This window comes from Nitrosomonas aestuarii, assembly GCF_003046585.1.
GTDB lineage: Bacteria > Pseudomonadota > Gammaproteobacteria > Burkholderiales > Nitrosomonadaceae > Nitrosomonas > Nitrosomonas aestuarii.
Genome location: NZ_QAAE01000029.1, coordinates 1 through 17,710, shown reverse-complemented (window position 1 = coordinate 17,710; position 17,710 = coordinate 1). Strand labels below are relative to the sequence as shown.

Genomic DNA, 17,710 nt, shown 5'->3' with positions numbered 1-17,710 from the left:
TAAAATATAAGTATATGTCTTACAATAGGATAACTATAAAATGTCTAGAACCGTCACATTTCAACCTAGTGAAGAACTTAGTTCCTTTATTGAGGGGCAGGTAAAATCAGGACGATTCCAAAATCAAAGTGAAGTCGTCAGGGCCGGGTTGCGGTTGCTTCAAGAGCAAGAGGCAAAGTCTAAATTGCGACAATTACGGAATTTAATAGACGAGGCAGAAAACAGTCCAACTATCGACAACTGGAGTAAAGAAGAATTTCTGACCCGAATAAAAAGAAAGGTAAATGCCACAGACTAAAATATTCCATGTCCGTAAAACTGCTGATAAAGATTTAGAAAATATATTTATTTACAGTGTTGAGGAATTTGGTATTAAACGAGCTGAAAAATACATAGATGACCTAGTATTAGCATTTCAAACTCTCGCTAATGACTATAATCTAGGGAGAGATTGTAGTCATGTACGCCCCAATTTATACGCATGGAATATTGTTCTCTCATGTGATCTACTACAAACCCACCAAAGACGGCGTCTCTATTTATAGAGTGCTACATAAATCAATGGACTATATAAAACATCTCAGTTAAATGGGGTTCAATGGTGGAAAGCATGCAAAACTGGAGAGGGTAAGCGACCTTTTTGAGCACCTCATTGTGAGAGCATAAACAGTCGGTACCGCAATAAATATTATTAATCATAAAGTTAGTGACACAAATTCAATTGCTTATAATTTATTTTATGTTAAGTCAGAAACATAATACTACTAATAATCAATAGCTTAAGAACTGAATTGCTCCGCTATTGACAGTTAGCGTTTGATCGCAGCCCATGCAACTTTTGATTTAAATTCCGGTGAATGATTTCTGCGTTTCTTGCTCATCTTCTGTACCCATTTTATTTATAAAAATAATCATACAGAAAATAACTCCTTAACTTACCCAGTCCAGTGTCCAAATAACCGGGGCCACTTCAATAAGCAAAATCTTAAAAGAAAGGGGCGTTTCGTAAATGGGGGCAACTTCCTAAATTCAGGGAATGATTCATGGTGGTAGTCACAAGTGTTTACTTAGAATTCAAATCTCATCGGTTGATATTTCTAGCCATGCGACCCCTGGCTCTTTTTCAACGACGATATGTTTTCCCTCAAGTCGGTAGGTCAGCTGGCAATGGTGCCTTGGATTGGACAAAACAGCGGGGTTGAACACCACGTAGTTCTCTCCGCCCTGATATCGCACTGACGGTGTTAGCAGACCTGGGTGGCCCTCACGATGAATCCTTGCTCCGACTAATTGAGAAAACGTATAGTCGGTCTCGTGAATCAAACCTGGATACTCCTCGTGAATTACCGACCGAAAATCCAGCAATGCAGCATCGCATACCACTGAGTACAGCTTGCGTTCACCAATGACCGTTTCCTTTTCAAAACCAGCGTCACGAAGCAAGCCTCGATACCAATGGTAAGCGGATTCGAAAGTTGTCGCCTCCACCGAATCACATCCGTACCAAACACCAAATGAGCCGTCTGAAAAGCGACTGGCTTGCCAGTTCTTGAATGGCCAAATAATTACATTAAACCACTCAGCTTCCTCAAAGGGACGATGAATCACTGGCGTGTCAGATTGGTATGGTGGCGGCTTAACCTCGTCTTCAACCTGTTGAGCCAACAGCCACTCCTCCGAACTACCAGTCAGGTCGTCGAACAAATCTTGGGACTCTCTGAGCGAAACAATGTTTCGGATAACATCCCGGTGAATGTCTGCTAGAGTAAGGCACGAGAATAACTGATTCACCAAACAAACCCGTTACATGCCACGCGCCCGATCAAGGTACGATCGCACCATCAATAAACCAGCAAAGCCCCACTCTTTGACCATATCCACGGGGGTTAAGTTGTTAAACGCCTTATTGCGGGTAGACATCCAACGGTACGCCAGTTCTCGGTTTTGAGGGAACAGCAATCGCAGGTTCTTGTGTATACCCAGCAAGTGGCCCACACGCTCGTACTGATCACGGCTGGTGCCGATAGGATCGCCCTTGCGATAGCGAGTTAGCGCAGCCCGGTTGCTGGGCGCAATTCCTAATAGCGCCGCCTGATCCTCAGTTGTTAGCTTCCAGTGATCAAGCAGCGTCATCACCATCTTGGCTAAAGCACCACGGTCCTGTACCGCCAAGGTTTTATGCTCAAACACTGCACCCATATTTCTTCTCCTTCAAGTAGCTTTATTCTATTTTGAATAGTGTAGCACGCTGTTTCTAAAGAAACAATATATGTTCTGATAGGAACAGAATTTGGGTCAATTGGTAGTCTGAAATCCAACGATATGGAAACGGGTTAGCACAACAACCAGGTCTTTGTTTTGTGACCATTAACCCACTAATATTTTCTTCGGTGATCCGGTGATCCCCGCAGCTTGCGATAGTATGCTATTTCAAATTTCACCGATGAAAATTCTCTATATTTTATTGAATTAGGTGGAAAATCTTCAATATTAATTCCAATCTTTTCCTGGAATTTATCTTATGTTAAATATGTACATTAATATCACTAAATATCAGTGGTTTGAGCTGATTAATGTGGATCAAACATCCAAATATGATTATAAAAAATCAGAGCCCTTGAAAGAGAAAATCATTGGCTTCGATAACATCCTGGCGATGCTCCTTTTCAATATTTTCAACGAAATTTCCAAGTGATTTTCTTTTAATAGCAGCCATGTCCGTTGTCATTAGAATATAGTTTTCCTCTCGGATCTGAATAACGGGCTTTAACTTGGAAGCAATTTCTTTTCTGGCTGTAAATTCAGGAATCAACGGCACAACAACGCATGTCACAAAATCAGACAATAAGTCCGCCTGCATATCTAGTACAACTGGAACTGACATACTCTTATATTCATAAACATCAAACCGGGCCACTATTCTGGCACCCAATCAGGTTTTAGTAATATTCCCTCTTTTTCCACTCTCAAATTATGGGCCAAAAGCGCTTCTTTGTTTGATTCCAGCCATTTACTGGCTTCGGCTTTTTTAATTGCGTCTTCTATACCCGCCTCTGCTGCCTTAGACGTATTAAGATTAAGAGACTTTGCATTCGCCAGCAAGTCTTCACGAATTGTCAGGTTAACAGGACGACGTTTTGAAACATTCTGTTTCGATGATATGTGTATGATGCATGTCTCCAAAATTACGCTCTTGGTGCAACAATATCAAACATGAAATATGTGCGTTAATTATGCTCATATTTACTGCATACGATTTTATCCTTAAGTAATAAGCTCTGCTGCAATAAATCTATAATTGAGCATAATCCAATTTTTTGCAACAGAGCCGAGAAATGTCACCGACAATGTAAAAATGACATCATATCTTTCAATTAGCGTTGAAGTTTTGTCAGTTTTTTCAAAAAAAGTGTGTATATTTATCAGATGAATTTTATATCTTATTGCTTTATATGACCTAACGACTGGAAAAACTGATACTAAAACATATCGGAAGCTGATTTACACCATGTCCTGATTGCAACTATTGTGTAGCGCATCACGTACATCCCACACTCAGGTTATCGTGAGACATGGCATGTCATTTGTTTCTTAGCTGCAGCAACAATGTGCGCAACGTCGAACCCAAAATGCTTCGCAACGGTTTCCATTGGTGCGGACAATCCGTAGCAATCCAGGCCAATAACGCTTCCACCAATACCAATATAGCGTTCCCAACCAAAGCTTGAAGCCGCTTCGACAGCAACGCGTGCGCTGATTTGTGGCGGCAGCACACTATCCTGGTACACCTGGCTCTGTTTCTCAAACAGTTCCCACGATGGCAGGCTTATCACACGTGCATTAATTTTTTCTTTCTTCAGTTGCTCATACGCTGAAAGGCACAATGCAACTTCGCTTCCTGTCCCTAATAACAATACATCGGGCTTGTGATCAGGGCTGTCAGCGAGCACATAGGCACCATGTGCCACGCCGCTTGCCGGTGCATAACAGGTACGATCCAGTGTTGCCAATGCCTGGCGTGACAGTACTAGACAAACCGGGCAGTCTGTAATCTGCATGATTACTCGCCATGCCTCGACGACCTCGTTTGCATCCGCCGGACGCAGTACAATCATCCCGGGCATTGCACGTAACGAAGCAAGCTGCTCAACAGGCTGGTGCGTGGGACCATCCTCGCCCAAATTGATTGAATCATGCGTCCAGATAGAAATAACCGGGAGTTTCATCATGGCGCTGAGCCTCAGCGCGCCTCGGCAATAATCTGTAAAAACCAGGAAACTTGCCGAATAAGGACGCAACCCCGACAGACTGAGTCCGTTACTGATGGCACCCATTGCATGTTCTCGCACGCCATAATGCAAATTGCGTCCATGGTAACTTCCCGTGCTGTTCGGCGACTGAAAATCACCTGCATGCGCGAAGTTTAAGTAAGTTTTGGTCGAGGGCGCCAGATCGGCTGCGCCACCAATCAGCCAGGGCATTTTTTCCGCAATGGCGTTCATTACTTTTCCGGATGCCTCACGTGTCGACAGACCTTTTGCGTCGGCTGGAAAAGTTGGCAATACGCTGTCCCAACCTTCTGGCAATTCACGACGCTGCATGCGATCAATTTGTTCGGCGAGTTCCGGGTACTGCTTGCGATAAGTTGAGAATTGCGCCTCCCATGTGATGCGAAGCCGTGTACCGCGATAGCCAAAATGTTTCCGAAAATGTTCTGCAACACCATCCGGAACATGAAACTGAGTATCAGGATTCCAACCGTAAAACGCTTTAGTAAGCCGTGCTTCTTCTGCGCCAAGCGCTTCACCATGCGCTTCTTTGCTGTCTTGTTTGGTTGGTGAGCCATAGCCAATATGACTTTGAACGATAATAAGCGTGGGGCGATCATGGGTATCAAGAAATATGTTGTAACCACGTGTCAGCAAATCCAGATCATTGGCGTCTTCCACGTGCGTAACTTGCCAGCCGTAGCTAAGAAAGCGCGCTGCCACATCCTCGGTGAAAGAGATACGAGTTGAGCCTTCGATGCTGACGTGATTCTGGTCATAAATCCAGCATAAATTGGCCAATTTCAGATGACCGGCCAACGACGCAGCTTCGCTGCTGATACCTTCCATCATGTCGCCATCACCACATAAGGCATACACATTATGCTCGAATAAATGATGCTCAGACCGGTTGTAGGAGGCCGCCATCCAGCGCTCGGCAATGGCCATGCCGACGCTGGTTGCTGTTCCCTGCCCAAGCGGTCCGGTGGTGGTTTCCACACCGGACGTCCGACCATACTCAGGATGGCCGGTGCAGTGGCTGCCAGCCTGACGAAAGTGCTTGATATCGTCCAGCTTCACCGCCAGACCATCACCGTCATCGCTTTGGGAGGTGGCTTTGACACCGGACAAAAAAAGCAGACTGTACAACAGCATTGAGGCATGCCCGGACGATAATACAAAACGGTCCCGGTTTGGCCAGTTGGGATTTTCAGGATCGTAACGCAGAAAGCGCTGCCACAAACAATAAGCGATGGGTGCCGCACCCATCGGCGTGCCGGGGTGTCCGGACTGTGCTTTTTGTACGGCATCAATAGAAAGTGTGCGCAGGGTATTGATGCACAGCTGATCGAGTTGCGTTGTGTTGGTCATAGTCTGGTCGCTCCGGCATGCGACTTCTTCAGTCTGGTGCTTTTTGATGCAATGCACTCCATCAGATCGTTCCATGATTCTGCAAAAGATTGTGCGCCTTCGTGCTGAAGCCGGACGGCGAGCGCTGCATCGTCTACACCTGCATGCCTAAATTCGGCGAGTATCACCTCGGCATTGCCGCCATCCCGCGATAAAGTGTTTTTCACCATGCCGTGTTCAGCCAAGGCAAGCAACGTTTTCTCGGGCATGGTGTTAATGGTATTCGGCGCTGCAAGCGCGTCCAAATAAAGCGTATCAGGGGCATTGGGGTCTTTGGTGCCGGTGCTGGCCCACAGTAGACGCTGCGGTATGGCACCGGCACCAGCCAGTCTATTCCAGCGTGGCGAAGCCAGCAGATCGCAGTAAGTTTTGTAAGTGCTCATGGCAATGGCAATGCCGAGACGATTGTGCAGGGCGTCTGGTGCTTTATCTTTAATCGCGACATCCCAACGGCTGATAAAAATCGATGCCACTGAAGCCACTTTGACATCAAACCCGGCGTCAATGCGCCGTTCAATACCGCGCATATAAGCTTCGGCTGCAGCGACATATTGTTCGCGGGAAAACAGCAAGGTAACATTTACCGGCACGCCAGAAAAAATTGCTTCTTCAATTGCAACGATGCCTGCTTCGGTACCGGGTATCTTGATGAAAAGATTCGAACGTTGCGCTTGTGCATAAAGTTGCTTTGCCGCTTGAATAGTGCCCGCCGTATCGTTTGCTAACAGGGGAGATACCTCCAGCGACACCCAACCGTCAACACCATCTGTGGCGACATAGGTTGAATGGAAGAGATCAGCAGCCTGAGTCAGATCTTCTAGCGCCAGTTCAAAAAAAAGTCCTTCACCCGACTTGCCAGCAAGCGCTTTCTCTCGGATAGCAGCATCGTAGGTATCTGCATTTCTGATGGCGTGATCAAAGATTGTCGGGTTTGAAGTGAGTCCTGTTATGGAAAGCTCGCTTATATATCGGTCTAATGTGCCACTCGTAAGAAGTTCGCGTGTAATATTGTCAAGCCAGAGGCTTTGTCCAAGGTCATGCAACTGCTGTGTGGTTTTCATAGTGAGCCCTGTTGAGTTTTAGCCGACCTCATAGATGCCGGTGCAAGTTGAAATGATAATCCTCATGAATCAGGCTATTGACATGCTAAAGCACCAAAATTTGCAGAATCATGCGCCTGCCTGGCCTGGACGCGGATTGTGCCATTTGCCGTGAGGCGCGATCAGCTTATCGGCTTCTTTTGGTCCCCAGCTGTACGGCTGGTAGAAATGAACCGGATGATATGATTGCAGAACAGGGTCAATAACTGCCCAAGCAGCCTCAACCGCATCTTCATTAGCAAAAAGTGCGCCATCGCCCGCTATGGCGTCACTTAGCAACCGCTCGTAGGGTGTTTCAGTTTCCTGCTTTATGATTCTCTCGCCACCCAGATAAAGTTCATGCTGATCGCCAACGAACTCTTTTCCTTCACGTTTAACACGTGCGGCCAGCGCGATAGCAGTATTAGGGGCGAGCCAGAAACGCAGATAATTAGCACTCCCATTAATTGGCTGTGAATCGGCGAACAATTTAGACGGCGGTGGCTTTAAATATATCAGCACCTCAGCAACACTTTCACGCATAAATTTACCCGAACGTAAGTACCAGGGCACGCCCGACCAACGCCAGGAATCAATGAACAACCGTAACGCACAAAACGTTTCCACATCGGAGTCATTTGCTACACCGGGTTCTTCCCGATATCCGACATACTGGCCACGCACCACATTGTCTGCTTCTAATAAGCACATGGCCCGGAACACTTCCGCCTTCTGGGTATGTACGGCTGTATAGCCCCGATAGGATGGCGGCTCCATGGCAAGCAACGCAACAATCTGAAAAAGATGATTTTGAACTACATCACGCAAACATCCGGTGGCTTCATAAAATGCGCCGCGTCCATTAATACCAAAATCTTCAGACAGGGTTATTTGCACGCTCTCTACATAGTTACGATTCCAGATAGGTTCCAGAAAAGAATTGGCAAAACGAAAGTAAAGAATGTTCATGATCGCCTCTTTTCCTAAAAAGTGATCAATACGAAAGATTGATTCTTCCGGAAATACTGACTGCAATGCAGTATTGAGTCCACGTGCAGACGCCAGATCGCGGCCAAATGGTTTCTCGATAATGACGCGCGCCGTTTCTGTGCAACCGGATTTCGCTAACCCCTGTACAACCGTCTCGAACATGCCAGCAGGAATGGCGAGATAGTATAGCGGTCTTTTAGCGCCGTTGAGGGCTTGTTTCAACTGATCAAACGTCGCGGTGTCCTGATAGTCGCCATTTACGTATTGTAATCGTGCAGATAGTTTGGCAAATGCATCTGCGTCAAAACCACCACTATGTTCTAAACTGTCGCGCGCGCGTTTGCGCAGTTTGTCCAGCGTCCAGTCCGAACGCGCCACACCGATAATCGGCATATCCAAATGATTGTGCTGGATCATGGCTTGTAGTGCGGGGAATATTTTTTTGTAAGCCAGGTCGCCGGTAGCCCCAAAAAAAACAAATGCATCGGAATGTGCTAACTCCATATTCCTTCTCCTTGCTTTTAGGTCTTTTTTTCTATGTGCCCACCGAATTCATGTCGCATGGCAGACAATAGTTTGTTGGCAAAGTCAGCATCGCCTCGGGAGCTGAAGCGCTCATACAACGCGGCACTTAACACTGGAACCGGCACCGCTTCATCAATCGCCGCTTCAAGTGTCCATCGTCCTTCACCAGAATCAGATACCCTGCCAGAAAACTTATCTAAATCCGGGTCAGACACTAACGCAGACGCAGTCAGGTCCAACAACCATGAGCGAACCACGCTGCCACGACGCCAGACTTCTGCAATTTCCCCAAGATCCAGGTCATACTGGTAATATTCCGGGTTACGCAGTGGTGTTGTCTCGGCATCCATATCATGAGTCCTTTTACCGATATTTGCATGATGCAAAATGTTCAACCCTTCAGCATATGCCGCCATTACACCATATTCAATTCCGTTATGAACCATTTTGACAAAATGGCCGGCACCATGAGAACCGCAATGAAAATAGCCCTGCTCGGCTGTACTGATACTCGGTTGCCGTCCTGGTGTTGGCGGAGCTGCGTCAATGCCGGGAGCTAACGTTGAAAAAATCGGGGTAAGTTGCTGCACAATTGATTTTTCACCACCAATCATCAAACAGTAACCATGTTCAAGACCTTTTATTCCACCGCTTGTACCGACATCCAGATAATGAATGCCTTGTTGTTTCAATTCATTACCCCGTCTAATGTCATCATGATAATGCGAGTTTCCGCCATCGATAACGATATCGTCTTGTTCGAGGAACGGTATTAACTGTGCCAGTAGCCGGTCAACCAACACAGCAGGTATCATTAACCAGATTTTTCGGGGTTTGGTCAACCGGTTGACCATGTCTTCAAGCGAAGTTGTACCAATCACGTCTTGTGATACGAGTTTTTGAACAGCATCTGTATTGACATCATAAACGACACATTCATGGCTGTCCCGTGTCAAACGACGAACCATATTCGAGCCCATCCGTCCTAAACCTATCATGCCGATCTGCATTGAGACCTCCTTGTTTTAATCAAGAAAAGTGAAGTCAATCGTTCGATAACATCGGCAACCTGCCGGCGCTATTTTCTTACATAACCCAATTTTTCTGTTTTTGCTGTCGGCTATAGAAGATATCTATATACGCAGTGATCTCCTGTAAAACTTATAGAGCAATTGCTTTGAACAGCATTTTATTCTGTAATTAGCACTTCATATTCAGTATCTTCCCATTTTTCCTGGTCAAGCCAGTAAAAAGTAAACTGTACCGTTTCGCCGGCTTTGAGTCCTGCGACCGGAAGTTCTACGACATATACATCGAGTCCCGTATTCTTGGTATTCATGTCTTGTACATCTTTCCATGAATTGATACCCCAATGTACGCGAGCCGGTGCCTTGAGCGCGATGGTCAGAACGTTGCCTGCTTGTATATTTCTTGGGTGATATCGCGGACCCCAAAGATCATGGGTAATTTCCGGGCGTTTTCCCCGATAGCGATTCCAGGTCGCGATGGGTCGGTCGACCGGATACCCGAGCGCACGACTGTAGCACAACTTGATAAATTCACTATGCGCCCAAACAAGAGGCATGGCTGAACCACTCGGTTTGCCTGGATTCAGATGACGCTCAGGGATAGGTGCACTATCCCAAACTTGTTCCGGAAGGAGACCGCCGGTACCGGTCATGGTCGCCATGGCTTTAAGATAGGAAAGTGGGTCCTCACCCGCCAGAAGCGCATAATGACCCCGCTCACCTGTCAGAAGTGGCCATCCACGTCCACAACCGGTGCCATCGAACGCGCTACCATCTTCATGTTCGCCATAACCGTCTCCATTGTAACGATGCCATACAGAACCGTTAGGAGTATCTGTTTTAAGTAGTCGGTCTACAACCTTCAGGCTGTCGATAATATGGGAATCATCTGCCCGGCGAAGACCGTAACGAACCAGTTGCAGAAAGTCGGTTGCAATTTGTTCATCGGCCGACAAGCCTGGGTCAAATGCGCGGTTCTTAATTAAGACATGCTCAGAATGGGTGCCGTCATGCACTAACATATCGTCCGGGGTAATGCGCATGTAATAGCCTGTGACCCCAAGCTGCCGGGCGAGAGACGTATCTGCTACAAATGTCCATTCCTCAAGACGGGCATTCCAGTTATCTGCAAGCAGCAATGCAAATTCACGTGTTTCTCCATCGAGAAAAGTACTACCTTCAACAAGTGCCGCAATGGCCACTGAGAGTGTGAACGTATTGACACCGGAATCTTCTTCCCATCTGTCCTGACCGGTTACCGGACCCTCGCGAGCAATGAAACGTAATGCCCGCGTCACCATATCCGTACATGGGATGTCGACCAAGCCTTTACATTCGCGTAACGCGGAAGCTAAAAGTACTGGAAAGGCAGCTTCATCAAGCTGAATTCCTTGCCAGAATGCTTTCCCCCCAAGCCACTGATTCTGCAGCCAGTGCCCGTCTGCTTGCTGGGTGGCAATCAGGTAACGCAACACATTACGCGCATCTTCAACAGAGCCCATCGCAACCAGTGCACCTGCGGTTTCAACTAAATCACGGCACCAGACTAGATGATAACCGCCACGGCTTTGGCTGTCCTCACCCCAGGGGATGGCAAGGCTGGCCACCATGGCACCGCAAAAGGTACGATCCTCATGAACTTTGAGAACCATACTGGAAAGGGCAAGTTTTTGCTGGAGATCATGAGGTAAATCGGGAAGGTGACAATTTTTGAACCATGCTTCCCAAGCACAACATTGCTTATCCCAAATTCCTGAGAAACCCTCAAATAACGTCGATATAGCTAATGTCGCTGCTGATCCCATGCTCGTTCCGAAACCGAGAGCGAGTGTTGCTTGATTTGGCAATTCACCCATCAAGGCGACAGAACCTGGTCCTGCGCTATCATATTCCCATGTCATACGCCCGTGTCGATTGAAATCCTGCCAACCGTCGCTCTCTCCAATGCAGCCGACCGAACATCGTTTCCACGCATCGACACCTGTTTCCCTGTTCGCCATTAACGCTAAACTAAAAGGTCCCTGCATTGCCCACAGAATTTTTCGACCGTTGTGTTCACTATAAAAAGCCTGATTGTTTTCCGCATCACCGCCCAGGCGTGACGACAACAACGCATAAGGGCGCAGATCCGCGTCACCCTCCAACTGACAGTGTAGTAAAAGAACATCTCGATGTTGCGATGGGCAAATTTTCAAAGTAAAGGTAAATCGCGGATGCCGATGTACAATTTCGACAGCCGGTACATACGGCTTAGGCAGGTTAACTCGATAATTTCCGAGACGGCGAAGTTCTACCCAAAACCCCTTATCATCAGCAATGATAAAGCCAAGATCCCTGATTTGAGGAATATCAACACGAGGATAATAAATTTCAGTAACGATGCCTTCAGCGGCAGTAAACCAAAGCCGTGAAGATCCCAGACTAGTACCGACAATATCCTTGCCAGCAGGAGCCCAGGTAGAGTGGGAAAAAGCAGCTTGAGGAGCTTGCATGAGATTCCTCACACAGACCGCCACATAATATTGGCGAAAAAAGGTTAGTAAAGGGACTGTAAATTTAACTGTGTAACTAGTCTCGTTTGAGCCTGTTTATCAACATTTCCCGGACATATACCAGAAAATCATGTCTCGCAGTTAAATATCCACTCCTTGAGCGTTTATTTTTTTAATTGTCTTACTCCCAGTATCTTTAATATGTACTAGCTCAAACTCATTTCTGAATGCTTGATTGCTTCTGCCATAGAGCCTGCCGCACCTCCAGATCCAGTTTTCACTAAATATTCTGATACATTGATCTGGCTACAGAAGAAAAGAATCAAAAAACTGGAGGATAAAAAAGCTGCTATTTTTTATGATATAGATGTTTCATTAATAGCACTTAGAAATAATATATACCGTTTCATTGAAAAAACCCCGTGGCATAACCACGGGGAGCTCAAACAAGCTAAGGTTGCACGAATAAAATTCATCCTGTTGTTTTAAAATTAATCTACTATATCCTTGTCAGCTAGTAGATGTTTGCATATGTTCAATCGCTTCTTTCATATGTTTGGCGCCTTCAGCAGGATGGTCCATGTCAGCATGTTTAATTGCCTCTTTGAGATGTCTGATTCCTTCTTTCATGTGATGATGTGAATTCGCATGCGCATTTTCAGCTTCCAAAGCATGTTTCAGGCTTTGTTCTGCATGCTCTTTCAGAATCTTCGCATGGCCATCTTCACCATGGGCCAATGCCTGCCCTGCATGTTCCATTGCTTCTGATGTATGTTTCATTGCATTGCCTGCATGTATTTGGGCAATAAGAAAGAATGTTAAGAAACCAATTGATAAAATAGTGAATATACTTTTCATAACACAAATATTCCATTATCTGTTTAAAAATTTGTCCATTTCTGTCTGTTGTCTTAAATATAACGATCCATAGACATCCTCCGTGTTGTTTCAGGTTGATTTGTACCAGCTAGCGATCGTTTTTCTCCAGTGATCAAACCGATCATTGATACGTTGAGTCATCGTAGGGTCTTTTTTTCGTAAATCCGCTTGTAACTGATCCAAATCGGCTGACAGCTTTTTTACACTATCCTTATCAATACCAGAAAAATCTTTTTCTTTGGCACTATCCAGACGTTTTTGAACATATTTGAGTGTAAAGCGGGCGTGATCGTATTGCCCGTGATTTAGGAATGATTTGGCAAGCGATAGATTTTCGGAGAGTGCCAGTGTTGGGTCATCAATTTCTTCCTCATCGATGATGGCACCCTTAAAGATTCCACCGAAAGCACTCTGTGCTTTGGTGTATTCCTTTTTGTTAATATCTTTGAGTATCGTATCAAGACTTGTTTTAACCTCGCGCAGATCGATTAAAACACTCACATGAACCACACCAGCATCGGTTGCTTTCAAGCCCTGTTCTTTTGAACCCTTAAAGATAGCTTCATAGTCGTTGATCAGGAGTATATCGTCTAAGACAGGGACATAGTATTCCTTGATCGTATGACTGTCGTCGTACGTCACTTTTCCGTACTTAAACGAAGAGTTAATTTTGAGTTCTGGTAATTGTGACGTCAGTTGGGTGACGATAGTTTGAGCCTTTTCAATATGATGGATCGCCTGATTAGGGAGATCGAAACCCAACGCAACCTGAGCGAGGTTAATGTGGCCCATCATTTTGTGCGCGAGTGATTGAGATTGCTCACGCTGCATTTCAACTTGAGTTTTCTTTTTTTCTTTGTCGCTTTTTAATATATCCGTAGCAGATATCATACTTGGCAACATAAACGTCATAATCAGAATCGATCCACAAACCAGTGTATATTTATTCACGCTATACCTCCTAACTATTCAGAAGTTTTAAGTAGCAATAACAACACATCATAGGACGTAAATAATAATTATAGAGGAACGGATGTATATGCAATGTTAGGATAATGTTAAGAAATTCTTAAACAATGACATTTTGAGCAAAAAATTAATCTGTGAAGGTTGGCCTCATTGATCAGCATGATCATCAATTGTATTGAATCACCTCGAGTTCTCAAGAAACTCTATTTCTTGAGTAAATTGGTAATCAGCAATACTACTCACCATCCTTTTTCCAATAGTCCCCAGCAGAAAATTCTGGTTCAACCATCAATTCCAGCCACTGGTCACACTGGCCAGGCTTATTCATAAACAATTGCACAAGTGCCGGTGACCATTTTGTTTCATTGCCACCAAGGCGTTCTTCAAGTGCATTGGAAAATAGCTTCAGGGCATTCCATAACGCCTGTCCACCCAGCTCTTCACGTACTGGTTGCGGTATATTCGGTAATGTGAGTATTCTGCAGATTGACTGAATCACAAGTTTTGCTTTTTCTTCTCTCCAATCTGGGGTTGGCACGGCTTTTCTCCTGTTGTTTGGTTATCTTTTTATTAAACAATAGGCATTGTAACGCCATGCTGTCCAGGTTGGTTTTTCCTATTCCCCGCCAAACCGTTCTTCCATCCAGCCCACCCATTTGACTTCGCCAATGCGACAGAACCGGCTACACTAGCTCAACGCAATTCTTGTTGGATATTCCTCTGACAGTTGATATACTCATTTGAGTGTATTCATACAATCAAATGAAAGAAAAAACAATGAACATTGAGATAAAGCAAACAAAACCTAGGGCGACACTATCTGAAAACGCTTTTTCAGAATGGGGCGACACTGTTCGTAAAATGCACCCTGCGAAAAGAATCAAGATGATCCGGGGTGGAGTAAAAGTCACGCTTCTGGTCGAGGCTAGCCAGTACTACGGCATATCTCAAGCTAAGCTTTCAAAACTACTTGGGATCTCGGATGCAACCATCACCCGGAAGATCAAGTCCGGCGGCAACCTCGGTCCTATGGAATCCGAGAGGCTGGCTAGGATAGCGCTGATCGAGACCGAAGCGGAAGAGGTTTTTACTTCACCTGATCTGGCGAAACGCTGGATGCTCGAGCCTAACCTCGCCTTGGGAGAGACCCCTCTTTCTCTACTTGACACAGATACAGGTGCCGATGAGGTGAGGAAAGTCTTGGCCTCCATAGCTTATGGTGGCGTTGCCTGATGTTCGCCTGGAGGATCGCCAAGAAAAGGCGAGCCCTCGACCGTTCTGGAGTCGGAGCAAGTATTAAGGGGCAACGCTGGAACAACGCCAATATCACAGCGATCTATGCTGGCCTCACTCTGGAGATTGCGGCCATGGAAAAATTGGTGCATACCGGTTCGATTCTTCCGCCGGATCTTGTGGTTGTTAGGATCAAGCTGCCAGCTGACAAAGATCTCTACGATATTCCAGACCCTAATTCTTTGCCAGAGGATTGGAACACCCTTCCAGGATCGCCAGCCGCCGCTGCTTATGGCGATGCCTTTCTATTCAAAGGGGAACAGCTTGGCTTGATCGTGCCTTCGGCGGTGATTCCAGAGGCGAAAAACATTGTTATCAACCCAAACCATCCAAGAATGAGAGAAGTGACGATGGAGATCATCCGAGATTTCTCTTTCGATCCTAGGCTTCGGTCCTAAAGTTTAGGTTCGGTAGAGCGCCGTATGGTCTACTTCTGTAAATCAGCGTTGAAATTTTTCCAGTGTCAGTGTCTATTACGAAAAATACTCTATAAAAACTATATCATGAAAATCAGACCAGTAAACTTGGACGCTGTTTTTTACTTGTTCATCACAATCAATCGATAGTGAGTCTTGATCAATTTTCCGCTGTTGCATCAAACCGCTCTTCCAGCCAGTCCGCCCACTTGACCGCTTTGGCAATCAAGTCAGCACGATACTTTGAATTATACTCTGGCGTTCTTGAGTGGTAATTTGCTGCTTTCGTCCAGATATCACCCCGGTCGTTCTTGATATGTTGACGCACGCGCCAGGCGGCCAGATCATAAGCATAACAGCCAGCCTGCGCGACATGGTCGGCTGAGATACCGTATCGGGATAAATCCTGCAGATATGCGGTATTGAATTGAAGGCTGCCGACATCATGCGTGCCGTTGCTGTTGCGCACCCATTGACCAGGCTTGCCGCCTTCCTTTTCCGCGATCGCCAACAGGATATTGGCCGGAATTTCATACTTGATGGCGGCAGTAATTGAACACACTACCCGCTCCTGCATATCCGGTGGCAGATCAACCATTACCCGATCCTAATAATACCCCGGTTGTGACGGGTAATTTACCGGCTGTTGTGGTGGATACTGCGGTGACGTTTGCGGCATCTGATGCTGTGGTAGTTGCTGTTGTTGTGTGTATTGCGGTTCAAACATATAGATCTCCACGCGCCGGTTTTTTGCACGACCCGTGGCATTATTGTTTGATGCTACCGGCTCATACGATCCGCGGCCATCAATATGAATGCGATTCATCGCAATGCCCTGACTTGCAATGTAATTGCGCGTACTGGCGGCACGGTTGACCGATAACGGATTATTGATTGTATCCGTGCCGGTACTATCGGTATGTCCGACTATGTTTACCTGGGCATTTGGATTACTCATGAGTCCGGCCACAAGGCTGTTTAATACCGGGCGCATTTCAGGTTTGATATCGGCACGCCCCGTGTCAAATGAAAAGTCCCCCGGCACATCCATTTTGAGCTGGTTATTCTGCGTTTGCGTGACTTCACTACCGGTACCGGTAGTGACCTGCTCCATTTGCTGTTTCTGTTTCTCCATACGTGAAGACCAGATATAACCGCCTATTGCGCCGACCCCGGCGCCAATACCAGCACCCAGCGCCGGATCACCGGCAATCGCGCCGATAACGGCGCCAGCAGCAGCACCGATACCGGTACCTGCCGCCGTGCCTTGTGCAGTACTGCGTTGTGATTGTGTCATATTGGCGCAGCCTGCAACCATGATTACCATCAATAAAACCGGTATAAATTTTTTCAAGAACATGTTAGAACCCCAGTTGTCTGCCGTATTGGCTGTTGATCATCTTTGGCCAGTTACCTGCTGACGTACATTTTCCCAGAAACTTGCCGCGTGCTTTAAAGGTCTTGTTCAGGCTGATGCCGCCATGACCGTTAAACATAATGATATCGAAGTAATCCTGAACGAAACCTGTACACGCCGATACAACGCCTACACCCTGCAGCATTCCGGCCATGCAAAGTACGGTGCTGCATGATTCCTTGGCCTGTACTGGTGTGGCCAACAGGAGCATCAACACTGTAATTGCCAGATATTTTTTCATTGGGATGGCTTCCACGGTTTCACCGTGTGATCAATTTTGGTAGCGGCCTCTATTGTTCGTCTGACGCTCTCATCCACAGTCTCGCCATTACTCAGACGGTTATGCAGTGCTGAGGCGCCCATAGCCATACCTGCGCCTGCCATGCCAACCGCACCGGCTGCAACCCCTGCTGCCGCACCAACTACCGGCATAGCATTACCCGGAGAATAATTGCCGATTCCAGAGCCACCACTCAGCACAATACCGGATACCAATGGCGGCAATTTAGAAACCAATACCCAAAGAGCGATAGCAAAGATGAGCATCACCGACAGTTCTTCATAGTTCAGTACGTTCTTGGACATTTTGCTGTAGAAACCAGACAATAATTCACTGCCGATTCCCACAATCAGAATCATCACAAGCAACTGAATACCAACACCCAGCACTGTCCTGAAATATTGAATCGCAATCTCGCTCGTCCAGCGTGAACCACCAAAGCCGAGTAAAAAAATGCCAGCATACATGAGTACCCACGCGGCAATCAGTAATAACAGCATATTGACCGCAATAACGGCCAGAATGACAACAATTCCCAAAGCTAAAATAAACCCGATGAAACTGTCCAAGGGCTGCAATACAGACATATTTCTAAAGGCCATCTCAAGCATCAGATAGCCAGTATTGATAATATCTGTATGAGTCGTGCCACCTGGCAATCCAG

Annotated in this window: 21 protein-coding genes; 5 read left to right on the top strand and 16 right to left on the bottom strand. The window is 46.2% G+C overall.

The genetic code is table 11. The features are described 5' to 3' along the window. The first annotated feature begins 40 nt into the window (after nt 1-40). Nucleotides 41-298 carry a type II toxin-antitoxin system ParD family antitoxin gene (locus C8R11_RS15105; RefSeq protein WP_107796420.1) on the top strand — a complete coding sequence of 86 codons (258 nt, stop codon included), beginning with the start codon at nt 41-43 and terminating at the stop codon, nt 296-298. After that, nucleotides 285-545 (top strand): type II toxin-antitoxin system RelE/ParE family toxin, encoded by a 261-nt coding sequence (locus tag C8R11_RS17200; protein WP_107796419.1) that lies wholly within the window; start codon nt 285-287, stop codon nt 543-545. Before C8R11_RS15105 ends, C8R11_RS17200 begins: the two co-directional genes overlap by 14 nt. A gap of 529 nt (nt 546-1,074) precedes the next feature. On the opposite strand, the gene C8R11_RS15095 is transcribed toward C8R11_RS17200, so the two are convergent. The 9 genes from C8R11_RS15095 to C8R11_RS15055 form a co-directional block, all read right to left on the bottom strand. Beyond that, nucleotides 1,075-1,665 (bottom strand): RES family NAD+ phosphorylase, encoded by a 591-nt coding sequence (locus C8R11_RS15095; protein WP_342352478.1) that lies wholly within the window; start codon nt 1,663-1,665, stop codon nt 1,075-1,077. 138 nt (nt 1,666-1,803) lie between these two features. Beyond that, complete coding sequence (locus C8R11_RS15090) at nt 1,804-2,199, bottom strand: MbcA/ParS/Xre antitoxin family protein (protein WP_090703301.1); 396 nt, start codon at nt 2,197-2,199, stop codon at nt 1,804-1,806. Between the two features lie 409 nt (nt 2,200-2,608). Then, entirely contained in the window at nt 2,609-2,917 is a 309-nt protein-coding gene (locus tag C8R11_RS15085) for a CcdB family protein (RefSeq protein ID WP_280523912.1), read from the bottom strand. Then, nucleotides 2,917-3,183 (bottom strand): type II toxin-antitoxin system CcdA family antitoxin, encoded by a 267-nt coding sequence (locus C8R11_RS15080; protein WP_219908626.1) that lies wholly within the window; start codon nt 3,181-3,183, stop codon nt 2,917-2,919. Before C8R11_RS15080 ends, C8R11_RS15085 begins: the two co-directional genes overlap by 1 nt. A 377-nt stretch (nt 3,184-3,560) precedes the next feature. After that, nucleotides 3,561-5,714, bottom strand: a complete 2,154-nt coding sequence (gene tkt, locus C8R11_RS15075; RefSeq protein ID WP_244531982.1) for a transketolase — start codon at nt 5,712-5,714, stop codon at nt 3,561-3,563. Next, nucleotides 5,636-6,739, bottom strand: a complete 1,104-nt coding sequence (gene tal, locus C8R11_RS15070) for a transaldolase (protein WP_107796416.1) — start codon at nt 6,737-6,739, stop codon at nt 5,636-5,638. Before tal ends, tkt begins: the two co-directional genes overlap by 79 nt. 108 nt (nt 6,740-6,847) lie before the next feature. Then, nucleotides 6,848-8,251 (bottom strand): glucose-6-phosphate dehydrogenase, encoded by a 1,404-nt coding sequence (gene zwf, locus C8R11_RS15065; protein WP_090703310.1) that lies wholly within the window; start codon nt 8,249-8,251, stop codon nt 6,848-6,850. 17 nt (nt 8,252-8,268) lie between these two features. Next, nucleotides 8,269-9,282, bottom strand: coding sequence for a phosphogluconate dehydrogenase (NAD(+)-dependent, decarboxylating) (gnd, locus tag C8R11_RS15060; RefSeq protein WP_107796415.1), 1,014 nt, complete (start codon nt 9,280-9,282; stop codon nt 8,269-8,271). A 179-nt stretch (nt 9,283-9,461) separates the two neighbouring features. Further along, nucleotides 9,462-11,792: a glycoside hydrolase family 15 protein gene (locus C8R11_RS15055; RefSeq protein ID WP_107796414.1), complete on the bottom strand. Its 2,331-nt coding sequence runs from the start codon at nt 11,790-11,792 to the stop codon at nt 9,462-9,464. 231 nt (nt 11,793-12,023) lie between these two features. Between C8R11_RS15055 and C8R11_RS15050 the strand changes: the two genes are divergently transcribed. Continuing rightward, complete coding sequence (locus C8R11_RS15050) at nt 12,024-12,281, top strand: hypothetical protein (RefSeq protein ID WP_107796413.1); 258 nt, start codon at nt 12,024-12,026, stop codon at nt 12,279-12,281. Between the two features lie 21 nt (nt 12,282-12,302). On the opposite strand, the gene smbP is transcribed toward C8R11_RS15050, so the two are convergent. The 3 genes from smbP to C8R11_RS15035 form a co-directional block, all read right to left on the bottom strand. Next, the gene (gene smbP, locus C8R11_RS15045; protein ID WP_090703777.1) at nt 12,303-12,650 is read right to left on the bottom strand and encodes a small metal-binding protein SmbP; all 348 of its coding nucleotides are present in this window, start codon (nt 12,648-12,650) and stop codon (nt 12,303-12,305) included. 90 nt (nt 12,651-12,740) lie between these two features. Beyond that, nucleotides 12,741-13,622, bottom strand: a complete 882-nt coding sequence (locus tag C8R11_RS15040) for a YfdX family protein (protein ID WP_090703779.1) — start codon at nt 13,620-13,622, stop codon at nt 12,741-12,743. A gap of 253 nt (nt 13,623-13,875) precedes the next feature. Continuing rightward, complete coding sequence (locus C8R11_RS15035) at nt 13,876-14,178, bottom strand: hypothetical protein (RefSeq protein WP_107796412.1); 303 nt, start codon at nt 14,176-14,178, stop codon at nt 13,876-13,878. A gap of 224 nt (nt 14,179-14,402) precedes the next feature. On the opposite strand from C8R11_RS15035, the gene parS reads away from it, so the two are divergent. Both parS and C8R11_RS15025 read left to right on the top strand, forming a co-directional pair. Continuing rightward, on the top strand, nt 14,403-14,873 hold the full coding sequence (gene parS / locus C8R11_RS15030) for a type II RES/Xre toxin-antitoxin system antitoxin (protein WP_244907721.1): 471 nt from the start codon (nt 14,403-14,405) through the stop codon (nt 14,871-14,873). Then, nucleotides 14,873-15,331 carry an RES family NAD+ phosphorylase gene (locus tag C8R11_RS15025; RefSeq protein ID WP_107796411.1) on the top strand — a complete coding sequence of 153 codons (459 nt, stop codon included), beginning with the start codon at nt 14,873-14,875 and terminating at the stop codon, nt 15,329-15,331. The genes parS and C8R11_RS15025 overlap by 1 nt, the downstream gene beginning before the upstream one ends. A gap of 178 nt (nt 15,332-15,509) precedes the next feature. Here the strand turns inward: C8R11_RS15025 and C8R11_RS15020 are convergent, their stop codons facing one another. The 4 genes from C8R11_RS15020 to C8R11_RS15005 all read right to left on the bottom strand — a co-directional run. Beyond that, complete coding sequence (locus C8R11_RS15020) at nt 15,510-15,947, bottom strand: lysozyme family protein (RefSeq protein ID WP_107796410.1); 438 nt, start codon at nt 15,945-15,947, stop codon at nt 15,510-15,512. A 9-nt stretch (nt 15,948-15,956) separates the two neighbouring features. Then, complete coding sequence (locus C8R11_RS15015) at nt 15,957-16,709, bottom strand: YiaD family glycine zipper/OmpA-like lipoprotein (protein WP_107796409.1); 753 nt, start codon at nt 16,707-16,709, stop codon at nt 15,957-15,959. Between the two features lies 1 nt (nt 16,710). Beyond that, nucleotides 16,711-17,007: a TrbM/KikA/MpfK family conjugal transfer protein gene (locus C8R11_RS15010; RefSeq protein WP_107796408.1), complete on the bottom strand. Its 297-nt coding sequence runs from the start codon at nt 17,005-17,007 to the stop codon at nt 16,711-16,713. Then, nucleotides 17,004-17,710: type IV secretion system protein (locus tag C8R11_RS15005; RefSeq protein ID WP_181258280.1), on the bottom strand; the 707-nt coding region annotated here is incomplete at its 5' end. The genes C8R11_RS15005 and C8R11_RS15010, both read right to left, overlap by 4 nt.